9 protein-coding genes and 1 tRNA gene are annotated in these 12873 nt (G+C 71.9%); 3 read left to right on the top strand and 7 right to left on the bottom strand.

What is annotated here, in order from left to right:
* Nucleotides 1-151 precede the first annotated feature (151 nt).
* From ACXDC7_RS15270 to ACXDC7_RS15255, 4 genes are all read right to left on the bottom strand, one after another.
* On the bottom strand, nucleotides 152-1174 hold the full coding sequence (locus ACXDC7_RS15270) for an LLM class flavin-dependent oxidoreductase (RefSeq protein WP_459222643.1): 1023 nt from the start codon (nucleotides 1172-1174) through the stop codon (nucleotides 152-154).
* A 349-nt stretch (nucleotides 1175-1523) separates the two neighbouring features.
* Complete coding sequence (locus tag ACXDC7_RS15265) at nucleotides 1524-3239, bottom strand: SelB domain-containing protein (RefSeq protein ID WP_459222642.1); 1716 nt, start codon at nucleotides 3237-3239, stop codon at nucleotides 1524-1526.
* Between the two features lie 3 nt (nucleotides 3240-3242).
* Complete coding sequence (selA, locus tag ACXDC7_RS15260) at nucleotides 3243-4535, bottom strand: L-seryl-tRNA(Sec) selenium transferase (protein WP_459222641.1); 1293 nt, start codon at nucleotides 4533-4535, stop codon at nucleotides 3243-3245.
* A 34-nt stretch (nucleotides 4536-4569) separates the two neighbouring features.
* Nucleotides 4570-4664, bottom strand: a tRNA-Sec gene (locus tag ACXDC7_RS15255).
* Between the two features lie 126 nt (nucleotides 4665-4790).
* On the opposite strand from ACXDC7_RS15255, the gene fdh reads away from it, so the two are divergent.
* The 3 genes from fdh to nrfD are packed head-to-tail and all read left to right on the top strand — an operon-like array spanning nucleotide 4791 to nucleotide 10056.
* A complete protein-coding gene (gene fdh / locus ACXDC7_RS15250; RefSeq protein ID WP_459222640.1) occupies nucleotides 4791-8072 on the top strand; it encodes a formate dehydrogenase in 3282 nt (1093 codons plus the stop codon).
* Nucleotides 8072-9070 carry a 4Fe-4S dicluster domain-containing protein gene (locus tag ACXDC7_RS15245; RefSeq protein WP_459222639.1) on the top strand — a complete coding sequence of 333 codons (999 nt, stop codon included), beginning with the start codon at nucleotides 8072-8074 and terminating at the stop codon, nucleotides 9068-9070. Before fdh ends, ACXDC7_RS15245 begins: the two co-directional genes overlap by 1 nt.
* Nucleotides 9067-10056, top strand: coding sequence for an NrfD/PsrC family molybdoenzyme membrane anchor subunit (nrfD, locus tag ACXDC7_RS15240; RefSeq protein WP_459222638.1), 990 nt, complete (start codon nucleotides 9067-9069; stop codon nucleotides 10054-10056). Before ACXDC7_RS15245 ends, nrfD begins: the two co-directional genes overlap by 4 nt.
* Here nrfD and ACXDC7_RS15235 read toward each other — a convergent pair whose 3' ends face one another.
* The 3 genes from ACXDC7_RS15235 to ACXDC7_RS15225 are packed head-to-tail and all read right to left on the bottom strand — an operon-like array spanning nucleotide 10057 to nucleotide 12776.
* Nucleotides 10057-10938 carry an alpha/beta fold hydrolase gene (locus tag ACXDC7_RS15235; RefSeq protein WP_459222637.1) on the bottom strand — a complete coding sequence of 294 codons (882 nt, stop codon included), beginning with the start codon at nucleotides 10936-10938 and terminating at the stop codon, nucleotides 10057-10059. It lies immediately after the preceding gene.
* Nucleotides 10919-11617, bottom strand: a complete 699-nt coding sequence (locus ACXDC7_RS15230) for a TetR/AcrR family transcriptional regulator C-terminal ligand-binding domain-containing protein (protein WP_179445635.1) — start codon at nucleotides 11615-11617, stop codon at nucleotides 10919-10921. The genes ACXDC7_RS15235 and ACXDC7_RS15230 overlap by 20 nt, the downstream gene beginning before the upstream one ends.
* Entirely contained in the window at nucleotides 11604-12776 is a 1173-nt protein-coding gene (locus ACXDC7_RS15225; RefSeq protein ID WP_459222636.1) for a Cmx/CmrA family chloramphenicol efflux MFS transporter, read from the bottom strand. Before ACXDC7_RS15225 ends, ACXDC7_RS15230 begins: the two co-directional genes overlap by 14 nt.
* Between the last annotated feature and the right edge of the window lie 97 nt (nucleotides 12777-12873).

The following is a 12873-nucleotide window of genomic DNA, read 5'->3' as shown; positions in this document are numbered from 1 at the left end:
CAACAGTCGGGGCTCCTTCCGAGTGGATGGGCGCGGCGTTGTCACCGAACCTCTCGTCACGCGTGGCTGACTCGATCGACAAGGCCAAGCAGGCGTGCAGTACGAGGATGTGTCGGGAATTGGCCGTGCAGATGTTCGTGCCGGCACGTTCTTAGCGCCAGCCGAGGGCCGGGGCAACCTCGGTCAGTACGCCCTCGATCACGTGCGCGTTGTAGTCCACTCCGAGCTGGTTCGGCACGGTGATCAACAACGTGTCCGCCTCGGCGATGGCCTCGTCCTCGGCCAGTTCGGTGATCAACTTGTCCGGCTCGGCGGCGTAGCTGCGCCCGAAGACCGCGCGCAGGTTCGGCTCGATCTGGCCGACCTGGTCGCGCGAGTTGCGCTCCACGCCGAAGTAGGCCCGATCGGTGTCGTTGATCAACGGGATGATCGACCGGCTCACCGACACCCGCGGCTCGCGATCATGTCCGGCCTCTGCCCACGCCTCGCGGAAGGCCCGGATCTGCTTGGCCTGCTGGACATGGAACGGCTCACCGGTCTCGTCGGCCTTCAGGGTGGACGACATCAGGTTCATGCCCTGCTCGGCCGTCCAACGCGCCGTCGCGTCGGAGACTGCGCCCCACCAGATGCGGTCGCGCAGCGTGGGGGAGTGCGGCTCCAGGCGTAGCGCGCCGGGCGGATTCGGGAACATCGGGCGCGGGTTCGGCTGAGCGAAGCCCTCGCCGTCGAGCAGCTTGAGGAAGACCTCGGTGTGGGACCGCGCCATGTCGGCGTCCGTCCTTCCCTCGCCCGGCTCGTAGCCGAAGTAGCGCCAGCCGTCGATCACCTGCTCCGGCGATCCCCGGCTGATGCCGAGCTGCAGTCGCTCCCCGGCGAGCAGATCGGCCGCGCCGGCGTCCTCGACCATGTAGAGCGGGTTCTCGTACCGCATGTCGATCACGCCCGTGCCGATCTCGATCCGCGAGGTGCGGGCGCCGATGGCGGCGAGCAGGGGAAACGGCGAGGCGAGCTGGCGCGCGAAATGGTGCACCCGGAAGTACGCGCCGTCGGCGCCGAGCTCCTCGGCGGCCACGGCCAGGTCGACCGACTGCAGCAGCGCGTCGGCCGCGGTCCGCGTCTCCGACTGCGGCGACGGCGTCCAGTGCCCGAACGACAGGAATCCGATCTTCTTCATGACGGTTGAACGTTCAAGTCTGGCGATTGTATTCCGCCGAGGCTTCGCGGGGTGAACCCGCAGCCGCGAGCCGAACCGGCAGGCGCGGGCTCACTCGGCAGGCACGGGCCGAACTGGCAGCCACGGGCTGAACCCGGCAGGTGCGGGCCGAGTATCGCTCGCGGGTGCCGTTTCGGTTCGCGGATGGGGGCATCCGCACCGTTCTGGCTCTCGCGGTCGCCGGAGGTCGACCGGATGCCGTCGTGGCGGGGCCCACGGGCGACAGGCAGCCGCCGAGCGTCACACCGGTGCGGCATTGGCGCTGGTCCGACCAGCCGCACCGGGCCCCCACCCAAGCCGCGTGCCGAACTCAGGTCCGCAGCCGCCGGCGATCATCCGGCAGCCGGACGGTACGCCCGGATCGGTCGAGGTGGTCGAGGAGGGGAAGAGCCACCCGGCGGCTGGTGCCGAGCGCCCACCGGGCCTCGCTCGCCGTGAACGGTTGCGGCAGCTCCGCCAGCCTGCTGACCGCCTCGTTCACCGCCCCCGGACCGAGCGCGATGCCCGGCGCCGGCCGGACCAGGCGCCCGGCGCGGGCCAGCCGGGCGAGCATCGCGTCGTCGATGCCGAGTTCGCGCAGGCGGTCGGCATCGGGGGCCGCGAACGGCTCGTCGGCCAACTCGGCCGCCAGGGCCGCCAGCGCCCTCGACTCGGCCTCGCCCAGCCCGGTGCCCGCGACCAGCCGGCCGCCGCGCTCGATCGGCGCCGGCCCGGGGAGCGCTCGCAACAACACCGGATCCGGCAGCCCGAGCCGCCGTGCCGCGTCGGCCGGGCTGATCCCGTCCACACCGGCGGCGGCCACCAACTCGGTCAGCCGCGCGGCCAGTTCCGACGCCCGCGCGGGATCGAGCAGCCACTCATCGCCCGCCGCGGCGTCAAGATCGTCGGCGAACCCCGAGCGGGCCAACTCGGACCGGCGCGCCGCCCCCCGCACCCGCAGCGGCGCCGCCATCCCGCCGTCGAAGCCCGCCAGCGCCGTGGCGTGCCGACCGGCCGCGCCGCGGCGGCGCAGCGGCACCGGGTCGGGATCCAGCACGGCGACACCCCACATCCGCCGGTCGCCCGGGTCGCGCAGGATCGCCCGGTCGCCCGCGCGCAGCGGCAGCGGTCGTTCCAGGCCGAGCCGGGCGTACCCGTTGCCCAGCGGGCGGACGTGCACCGCACACGCCAGCGCCCCGATGTGCAGCAGCGGCCCGCGCGGCGGGTCGCCGTCGCCGCGCAGACGGACGTCGATCTCGCTCGTCCAGCGGTACGCCTCCGGCGCCACCAGCACGCTGCCCTCGGCCACCGACCGTCCGACGCCGCCGCCGAGGTCGAGCGCCACCCGCGCCGGCCCGACCACCCGGTCGGTGTCGCTGCTGAGCGCCTGGATGCCGCGCACCCGGACCTCGACCGCGTCGGTGACCAGCCGGTCGCCGACCGCGATGGTCCCCGCGGGCAGGGTGCCGGTGACGATGGTGCCGGAGCCGCGCAGGTGGAAACTGCGGTCGGCCCACAGCCGCGCGGGCGTCGCCGGATCGGGAGCCGGGATCGCGGCGAGCATCGCACCGAGCGCCGCACGCAGCTCCGCCAGCCCTTGTCCGGTACGCCCACTGACGGCCACCGCGGGCGCGCCCGCCAGCCCGGTCCCGGCCAGTTGTGCGCGGGCCGTGGCCAGCGCTGGGCCCGGATCGGTCAGATCGGCGCGGGTCACGGCGAGCACGCCGTGGCGTACCCCCAGCGCGTCCAGCGCCGCGAGGTGCTCGGCGGCCTGCGGCATCCAGGGGTCATCGGCGGCCACCACGAACAGCACCGCCGGCGCCGGGCCCAGCCCGGACAGCGTCGTCGGCAGGAAACGATCATGGCCGGGCACGTCGACGAAGGCGACCTCGCCGACGGGATCCAGCTCGGTCCAGCAATAGCCGAGCCGGATGGTCAGCCCGCGTCGCTTCTCCTCGGCGAGCCGGTCCGGGTCGGATCCGGTCAGCGCGCGGACCAGCGTCGACTTTCCATGATCGACATGGCCCGCGGTGGCGAGCACGTGCATCGCTCAGGTTCCGATCGCGGCGCGGGCGGCGGTGATCAACGACTCGTCGTCGGCCGGGTCGACGGCGATCAGGTCCAGCAGTAGTCGGCTGCGCTCGACGCGCCCGACCACCGCGGGATTGCCCAGCCGGAGGATCTCGGCGAGGTGCTCAGGCAGCGCGACCGCGGCGCTGGGCAGTGTGACACCGGGCGCGCCCCCGCCGCCGACCGCCGCCTCGCTCGGGATGGCCCGCGCCGGCTCGCCGATCGCCGCCGCGATCCGCTCCGCCCGCGCGGTCAGCTCGTCCCGCGTCCGCGCGAGCGCCGCCGGGACCGGCGCGACCGGTCCGACCAGTGTGGCCTCGAGCGCGGCCAGGGTGAGCTTGTCCACCCGCAGCGCGCGGGCCAGCGGGTGCCGGCGCAACCGCTCGACCAGCGTCGCCTGGCCGATGATCAACCCCGCCTGCGGGCCGCCGAGCAGCTTGTCGCCCGACGCGGTGACCAGGTCGGCGCCCGCGGCCAGGCTGGTCGCTGCGTCCGGTTCGTCCGGCAGTCGGGGGTGCGGGGTGAGCAGACCGGAGCCGATGTCGGCCACCACCGGTACGCCCAGCGTGCGCAGCTCGCCGAGCCCCACGGTGGAGGTGAAACCGTCCACGACGAAGTTGGAGGGATGGATCTTGATCACGAACCCCGTCTGCGGCCCGACGGCGGCCGCATAGTCGGCGAGGCGTACCCGATTGGTGGTGCCCACCTCGCGCAGCCGCGCGCCGGCCGCCTCCAGCAGCTCGGGGATCCGGAAGCCGTCGCCGATCTCCACCATCTCGCCGCGGGCGATGATCACCTCGCGGTCGCGCGCCAGCGCGTTGGCCGCCAGTGCCAGCGCCGCCGCGCCGTTGTTCACCACGTGCGCGGCCTCGGCGCCCGGCACCGCATTGACCAGGGCGCCGACGGCCCCGGCGCCGCGGCGGCCGCGCCGCCCGGTGGCCAGGTCCAACTCGACGTCGGTCGCGCCGGCGGCCCGGTCGACCGCGGCGCGCGCAGCGTCCGACAGGGGAGCCCGGCCGAGGTTGGTGTGCACGATCACGCCGCTGGCATTGATCACGGGCCGCAGCGAACCCGCGTCGCGCGGCAGCCGGGCGACCGCCCGGTCGGCTACCTCGGCGGGCGCGATCTCGCCGGCCCGGCAGGCGGCCAGGGCCGCGCCGACGGCGTCCTTGATCGGTCCGCGGCCGAGGCGCCCGGCGGCCGCGACCAGCCGGGGGTCGGCGAGCACGGCGTCGGTGCGGGGGACCCGGCGGCGCGGGTCGAACTCGCTCACTCCCGGGGTCTCCTCGCATCCGTCGGGCGAAGGGTGGCGGAGGCGGACGGGAATCGAACCCGCCTGGCCGAGATACCCGGCCACAACGGTTTTGAAGACCGCGCCCGTCACCAGACGAGGTACGCCTCCGCGAACCGCGAGCCTACCCCCGGCCGGCACTCGCCGGGTGCACCCCACCTGTCCCCGCACTCGGTCCGGGGGCGTTAGGCTGACGGGGTAACCGGCGATGGCGATGGCGACGTCAGGAGGCACGCGATGGTGGACCTGTTCGCGAAGTGGCCGATGCTGCGCCAGCTCGGCGCCGACCGGCTGGGCCGCGGCGCCGCCGCCGAGTCCGAGCGCAGCCGCGACCTGCGGCCGCGGATCGCCGATGCCGACCGGGTCGCCGATTCCGTCTGCCCCTACTGCGCCGTCGGCTGCGGCCAGAAGGTCTATGTCAAGGACGAGAAGGTCATCCAGATCGAGGGCGACCCGGCCAGCCCGGTCTCTCGCGGTCGGCTGTGCCCGAAGGGCAGCGCCAGCAAGCAACTCGTGACCTATCCCAACCGGGCGACCAAGGTGCGCTATCGGCGCCCCTACGGCACCGAGTGGGAGGATCTCGATCTTGACACCGCCATCGACATGATCGCGGACCGGGTGATCAAGACCCGGCGCGAGTTCTGGCAGTGGACCGACGAGAAGGGCAACAAGGTCCGCCGCACGACGGGCATTGCGAGCCTCGGCGGGGCAGCTTTGGACAATGAGGAGAACTACCTCATGAAGAAGCTGTACACCGCGCTCGGCGCGATCCAGATCGAGAACCAGGCGCGTATTTGACACTCCTCCACGGTTCCCGGTCTGGGGACCTCGTTCGGGCGTGGAGGTGCCACAAACTTCCTGCAGGACCTGGCCAATGCCGATTGCATCCTGATCGAGGGATCGAACATGGCCGAGGCCCATCCCGTGGGCTTCCAGTGGGTGATGGAGGCGAAGCTGCGCGGCGCCAAGATCATCCACGTCGATCCGCGCTTCACGCGTACCTCCGCGGTGGCGAACACCCATGTCCCGATCCGCGCCGGTAGCGATGTCGCCTTCCTCGGCGCGCTGATCAACCACGTGCTGAGCAACGGGCTGGATTTCCGCGAGTACGTCCTGAACTACACCAATGCCGCGGTGATCATCGACGAGCGCTACCGCGACACCGAGGATCTGGACGGGCTGTTCTCCGGCTTCGATCCGGAGAAGCGCAACTATTCCTCGGCGACCTGGCAGTACGCCGGCGGCGCCGCGGACGGGTCGTCCGCGGGTACGCGCGACCCGGCCCAGGCCACCTCGGCGCATGATGTGGAGACCGAGGAGGCCGAGCAGGAGGCGGCCCGGGGCGAGCGGGCCGGCGCGGGCGGCATCTCGGTCGGCCCGCCGGCGCGGCGCGACGAGACCCTGACCGATCCGTTCTGCGTCTACCAGATCCTGAAGCGGCACTTCTCGCGCTACACCCCGGAGATGGTGGAGGAGGTCTGCGGGATCAGCCGGGAGCAGTTCGCCGAGGTGGCCGACGCGCTGGTCGCGAACAGCGGCCGGGAACGGACCACCGCGTTCTGCTACGCCGTGGGCTGGACCCAGCACACCATCGGCGTGCAGAACATCCGCACCGCTTCGATCCTGCAGTTGCTGCTCGGCAACATCGGCCGGCCCGGCGGCGGGATCATGGCGCTGCGCGGGCACGCCAGCATCCAGGGCTCGACCGACATTCCGACGCTGTTCAACCTGCTGCCGGGCTACATCCCGATGCCGCACGCGCAGCTGCACTCGACCCTGGACGACTTCGTCGCCGAGGACTCGGGCAAGAAGGGCTTCTGGGGCAACATGCGCGCCTACACGGTGAGCCTGCTCAAGGCGTACTTCGGTGATGCCGCGACGCCCGAGAACGACTTCTGCTTCGACTACCTGCCGCGGCTGACCGGCAATCACGGAACCTATGCGACCGTGCTCGGCCAGATCGAGGGCAAGGTGAAGGGCTACTTCGTGGTCGGGGAGAACCCGGCGGTCGGCTCGTCCAACGGCAAGATGCAGCGGATGGGCCTGGCCAATCTGGACTGGCTGGTCGTGCGCGACATGCGGTTGATCGAGACGGCGACCTTCTGGTCCGATTCCCCGGAGATCGAGACCGGCGAGCTGGAGACCGACAAGATCGGCACCGAGGTGTTCTTCCTGCCGGCCGCCTCGCACGTGGAGAAGTCGGGCACGTTCACCAACACCAACCGGATGCTGCAGTGGCGCCAGCAGGCCGTCGAGCCGCCGGGCGATGCGCGTAGCGATCTCGACTTCTACTACCGGCTCGGCCAGCGGGTCCGGGAGAAGCTGCGCGCGGCCGCGGACGAGGCCGGCCGGATCGACGAGATGGACCGGCCCGTGCTCGACCTGGCCTGGGACTATCCGACGCACGGCAAGTACGACGAGCCCGATGCGGAGGCGGTGCTCGCCGAGATCAACGGCCGCGCCGCGGACGGTACGCCGCTGACCGCCTACACCCAACTCGCCGACGACGGCTCCACCAGTTGCGGCTGCTGGATCTATTGCGGGGTGTACGCCGACGGGGTCAACCAGGCCGCCCGCCGCAAGCCGCACTGGGAGCAGACCGATGTCGCGCCCGAGTGGGGCTGGGTCTGGCCCGCGAACCGGCGGATGCTCTACAACCGGGCCTCGGCCGATCCCGACGGCAAGCCGTGGTCGGAGCGCAAGAAGTACCTGTGGTGGGACCCGGACGCCGCCGACGGGCAGGGGCGCTGGGTCGGTCGCGACAATGCCGACTTCATCGACGATCTGCCGCCGCACTTCCGACCGCCCGAGGACGCGACCGGACCGGCGGCGATCGGCGGCGACGACCCGTTCGTGATGCAGACCGACGGCAAGGGCTGGCTGTTCGCGCCGTCCGGGCTGGCCGACGGGCCGCTGCCGACGCACTACGAGCCGCCGGAATCGCCCGTGGACAACCGGCTCTACGGTGTGCGCAACAACCCGGTACGCCAGAACGTCGACTCGGTGGAGAACCCGCTGAACCCCTCGCCGGACGAGGTGTTCCCGTTCGTGTTCACCACCTACCGGCTGACCGAGCACCACACCGCGGGCGGGATGAGCCGCACGCTGCCGTACCTGTCGGAGCTGCAGCCGGCCATGTTCTGCGAGGTGTCGTTCGAACTGGCCGCCGAGTGCGGCCTGGAGAACGGCGGCTGGGCGACGATCGTGACCAGCCGCGCCGCGATCGAGGCGCGGGTGCTGGTGACGGCCCGGATGCGGCGGCTGCGGGTCGGCAATCGGTGGGTCGAGCAGGTCGGTCTGCCGTATCACTGGGGGCCGAACGGCGTGATCACCGGCGATTCGGCCAATGATCTGGTCAACCTGACGCTGGACCCGAATGTGTTCATCCAGGGCAAGGTCGGCACCTGTGCCGTGCTGCCCGGGCGACGCCCGCGCGGGCCGGAGCTGGAGGCGCTCGTGGAGGACTTCCGCACCCGGGCGGTGGAGCAGGGTGTGATCGCGCCGGAGGAGGGAGCCTGATGGGATCGCTGTGGGGCCGGCTGGACGACCCGGCCGCGGACGCCGGACATGATCAACATCTGCCGCGCAAGGGATTCTTCACCGACACCTCGGTGTGCATCGGCTGCAAGGCCTGCGAGGTCGCGTGCAAGGAGTGGAACGGCGTACCGGCCGATGGCTATGAGCTGACCGGGATGTCGTACGACAACACGGTCCAGTTGTCGGCCAACACCTGGCGGCACGTGGCGTTCATCGAGCAGCCCGCCCCGCCGCGGCCGACCATCGATCTGGGCATGCCCGGTAGCGGGCCGCCCGGCGCGGAGCGGGTGTCGGCGGGGACCGCGACGGGTACGCGGGAACAGGCCGGCGCCGGAGCGTACGCGGTCGACGATGTCGATCTTCGTGATCTTGCCGCCGGTGATCACGGTGATCACGGCGGTGGCGATCAGGCCGGCGTGCGCTGGCTGATGGAATCCGACGTCTGCAAGCACTGCACGCATGCGGGCTGCCTCGACGTCTGTCCGACCGGGGCGCTGTTCCGCACCGAGTTCGGCACGGTCGTCGTGCAGGAGGACATCTGCAACGGCTGTGGCTACTGCGTGCCGTCGTGCCCCTACGGCGTGATCGATGTACGCAAGGGCGACGGCCGGGCGTTCAAGTGCACGCTGTGCTACGACCGGCTCAAGGACGACCTGACCCCGGCCTGCGCGAAGGCGTGCCCGACCCAGTCGATCCAGTTCGGTGATCTTGACGAGTTGCGCGAGCGGGCGGATGCGCGGCTCGCGCAGTTGCACGAGCTCGGCGTCGACGAGGCGCGGCTGTACGGGCGCGATCCCGACGACGGGGTCGGCGGCGACGGTGCGTTCTTCCTGTTGCTCGACGAGCCGGAGACCTACGGCTTCCCGCCCGATCCGGTGGTCACGACCCGGGCGATGGGCTCGATCTGGGGACATGTGGGCGCGGCCGCGGCCACGCTGGTCGGGATCGGCGTCGCGGCGTTCATCGGGGTACGCCGATGAGCGGCGGCGCGCGTGAGGAGCGGATGGTCCCCGAGGCGGAGTTCGACTCCTACTACGGGCGACCGATCATCAAGCCGCCCGTGTGGAAGGTGCCGGATGTGCCCTTCTATCTCTTCGTCGGCGGCATGGCGGGCGGATCGTCGCTGCTGGCCGAAGGCGCCGCCCTGCGCGGGTTGCCGGCCCTGGAGAAGGTGGCCCGGTTCGCGGCGGCCGGGGGAGCGATGGCCGGCACCGTGGCGCTGGTCCACGATCTTGGTCGGCCGGAGCGCTTTCTGAACATGCTGCGGGTCTTCAAGCCGACCTCGCCGCTGTCGATGGGGTCCTACATCCTGGCGCCGTTCGCGACGTTCTCCGGGATCGCGGCCGGCACTCAGGTGCTCGGGAAGTTCCGGCTGATCGGGCGGCTCGCCGGGGCCGGGGCCGCGCTGTTCGGGCCGCCGCTGGCGACCTACACCGCCGCGCTGCTGGCGAACACCGCGGTGCCGTCGTGGCACGAGGCGCACAAGGAACTGCCGTTCGTCTTCGGCGGATCGGGTGCCATGGCCGCCGGCGGGCTGGGCCTGTTGTTGGTGCCCACCGAGCAGGCCGCGCCGGCGCGCCGGATGGGCGTGTTGGGGGTGGCGCTCGAGGTGGGCGCGAGCGAGCTGATGGAGCGCCGGCTCGGGCATCTGCTGGCCGAGCCGTACCGGACCGGGAAGGCCGGGCGGCTGCTGAAGATCGCCCGCGGGCTTGCCCTGGGCGGCGCCGCGCTCAGCGTGCTGGGCCGCCGCAACCGGGTGCTGTCGGCGATCGCCGGCGCCGCGATGGTGGCCGGTTCCCAGGTGCTGCGCTTCGGCGTGTTCGAGGCCGGCATGGTGTCCGCCCGCGATCCCAAGTACACCGTCATCCCGCAGAAGGAGCGGCTGCGGCGCAAGCAGGAAGCGGCGGCCGCCGCGGGTACGCCCGCGCCCTCGGCCGGCGAGGCGGCGAAGGACGCCGCCGACTGATCAGCCCGCGGCCAGCTCGCGGACGAACCGCGCGATCTCGCCGGGCTTCTCCTCGGCCATGAAATGGCCGGCGTCGATGGCCTCGTAGCGCAGGTCGGGCGCCCATGCGCCCCACAGCGCAGCGGCGTCGAAGCCGAGTGCGGCGCCCCAATCCTGGGAGATCACGCCGACGGGCATCGCCAGGCGGCGGCCGTTCGCGCGGTCCTCGCGGTCCATGACCAGGTCGATGCCGGCGGTGGCCCGGTAGTCGGCGACGATCGAGTCGACGGCGCCGATCGACGCGTCGAGGTAGTGCCGGCGTACCTCATCCGGAAAGGTCGCGCCGGTCGGGTCCCAGGCGTCGAGGAACGAGCCGAAGAACTCCTCCGCGGTCGCCTTGATCATCTTCTCCGGCAGCCCGGGCGGCTGCGCCATCAGATAGAGATGCCAGGCAACCTTCGCGTCGACGCCGTGCAGCACGTCCCAGGTGTCCATCGTCGGCAGCACGTCGAGAATGCCGAGGAACAGCACCCGGTCGGGATGATCAAGACCGGCCCGCACGCCGACCAACGCGCCGCGATCGTGGCCGACCAGGCCGAACCGATCATGGCCGAGCGTCTCCGCGATCGCCACGATGTCATTGGCCATGGTGCGCTTGGAGTAGGTCTCGGGATCGTCGGCGACGGGCTTGTCGCTGGCCCCGTAGCCGCGCAGGTCCGGCACGATCACCGTGTGCACGCCGGCGAGCGCGGGAGCGACGCCGCGCCACATCAGATGGGTCTGCGGGAACCCGTGCAGCAGGACGATCGCCGGTCCCGAACCGCCGACGGCGACGTTGAGGTCGACGCCGCCGGCTCCGGCGATGGTGCGGTAGGCGAATCCGTCAATCGTCGGCTGGGGCATCGTTCTCCTCTTCTGAGCGGGACGTGGCATCTGGCTCGGGCCGGCCGGAGAAGATCCCGGCCGGGAGTTCGTCGTGGTTCGCCGAGGCGGTGAGCGCGGGCAGGATGATCGAATCGACGAGCGAGGCGAGGTACGCCTCGTCGGTGGCCAGCCCGTTCAACCGGCGCAACAGCAGCGTGGCGCCCGCGACCTCCTCGAAGGCGAACGGATCGGCCCCGGCGGGCAACTCGCCACGGCGTACCGCCCGGTCGACGACCACGGGCGGTAGGCGGGCGCCGGTCGGGCCGACGGAGCGCTCGATCTCCGCACACAACTCGGGGTCGTCCAGGCCGGCCTCCAACAGCAGCAACGCCGTCCGGCCATCGGTCGAACGCATCGTCGTGATCAGTCGGCGGCACAGGGCCAGCAGGTCCCCGCGCAGGCTGCCGGTGTCGATCTCGGCCGGCTCGACGCGCTGCGCGGGGCCGACCCGGAGGGCGGCGATGATCATCTCTCGCCTGGTCCGCCAGCGTCGGTAAAGGGTGGCCTTGGAGGCGCCCGCGCGCCGCGCCACCTCCTCGAAGGAGACGCCGTCGTAGCCGCGCTCGCCGAGCAGGTCCAGCGCGGCCGCGAGGATGGCGCGTTCTCGGGCATCGTCGCGCGGGCGGCCCCGAGCAGGACCATCATTACGAAACGGCACGTTCCGAATCGTAGGGAACCAGGCGGCGCCGCGCAAGCGCCGCGAGCGCTACCGCCGCGAACGTCAGGCATGCGCTGACCCACACCGGCCCGAGCGCGCCCGCCGCGTCGAACGCGAGGCCCGCCGCGGCGGGCCCGGCGGCGGCGCCCAGATTGAAGGCGACCGTCGCGTATGCCCCGCCCATCGTCGGCGCCCCCGGCGCCGCGCGCAGCACGCGCGCGATCAGGGTGCTGCCCACCGCGAACGAGAGAGCGCCCGAGACGAACAGCACCACGAACAGGACCGGCGGATTGCCCGCGGCGACGGCAACCGCGCACCACGCCAGCACCAACATCGGACCGCCGCCGAGGATGATGATCAATGGGCGGTGATCGGACACCCGCGAGGCGATGCTGACACCGGCGAAGGACCCGATCCCGAAGATCATCAACGCCCCCGGCACCCAGGCCTCGCCCAGACCGCTACGCCCGGTCACGATCGGCGCCAGGTAGGTGAACGTGGCGAAGGTCGATCCGTTCACCAGGGCGCCGAGCAGCATCGCCAGCCTCAGGCGCGGCCGGCGGAGCTCGGCCAGCTCCCCGCGGAGATCGACCTCCCGAGCAGCCCCGGCGAGCGTGTCGCCGGGGATGCCGGCGAGGATCCCGATCGCCGCGGGTACGCAGAGCAGGGCCACGGCCCAGAACGTGGCCCGCCAGTCCAGCAGCGCGCCGAGCGCGGCACCGGCCGGTACGCCGATCACCGTGGCCAGCGTGGTTCCGGCGAGCAACACCCCGATCGCGCGGCCCGCCCGATCGGGGCCGGCGAGGGTCCCGGCGACGCCGAGGGCGACCGCCAGGAATCCCGCATTGGCGAGAGCCGAGGCCAGGCGCATGGCCAGCAACAATCCGAAGTGATCACCCCAGGCGCCGATCACGTGCGCCGCGGCGAAGATGGTCAGGAAGACGAGCAGGCTGGTGCGAGGATTCCAGCGCCGGACCAGGGCGGCCATGGTCGGAGCGCCGATGATCATGCCCAGCGCGAATGCGGTCGTGAGCAGCCCGGCGGTGCCGACGGAGACACCGAGGGAGCGAGCCAGATCGGGGGTGAGGCCGCCGAGCATGAACTCGGACGTGCCCATCGCGAAGATGGCAACGGCAAGCAGGTAGAGAGGAACAGGCATCGAGGACACTCCAGAGCGAAGGGGAACGGATGGCTTCGTCTGGTCAGCGCGTCGGCGTACCCGCCGGACGGGTGTCTCGGGGCGGGGAGGTTCAGCA

This window comes from Naumannella huperziae (genome assembly GCF_054073625.1).
The sequence above is the reverse complement of the archived record's forward strand: the minus strand, read 5'-3'. Positions and strand labels throughout refer to the sequence as shown.

Bases quoted from the DNA above. Each gene is read 5' to 3' on its own strand.
- ACXDC7_RS15270 (WP_459222643.1), bottom strand. From the start codon at position 1,174: ATGAAGAAGATCGGATTCCTGTCGTTCGGGCACTGGACGCCGTCGCCG.
- ACXDC7_RS15265 (WP_459222642.1), bottom strand. From the start codon at position 3,239: ATGCACGTGCTCGCCACCGCGGGCCATGTCGATCATGGAAAGTCGACG.
- ACXDC7_RS15245 (WP_459222639.1), top strand. From the start codon at position 8,072: ATGGGATCGCTGTGGGGCCGGCTGGACGACCCGGCCGCGGACGCCGGA.
- nrfD (WP_459222638.1), top strand. From the start codon at position 9,067: ATGAGCGGCGGCGCGCGTGAGGAGCGGATGGTCCCCGAGGCGGAGTTC.
- ACXDC7_RS15235 (WP_459222637.1), bottom strand. From the start codon at position 10,938: ATGCCCCAGCCGACGATTGACGGATTCGCCTACCGCACCATCGCCGGA.
- ACXDC7_RS15225 (WP_459222636.1), bottom strand. From the start codon at position 12,776: ATGCCTGTTCCTCTCTACCTGCTTGCCGTTGCCATCTTCGCGATGGGC.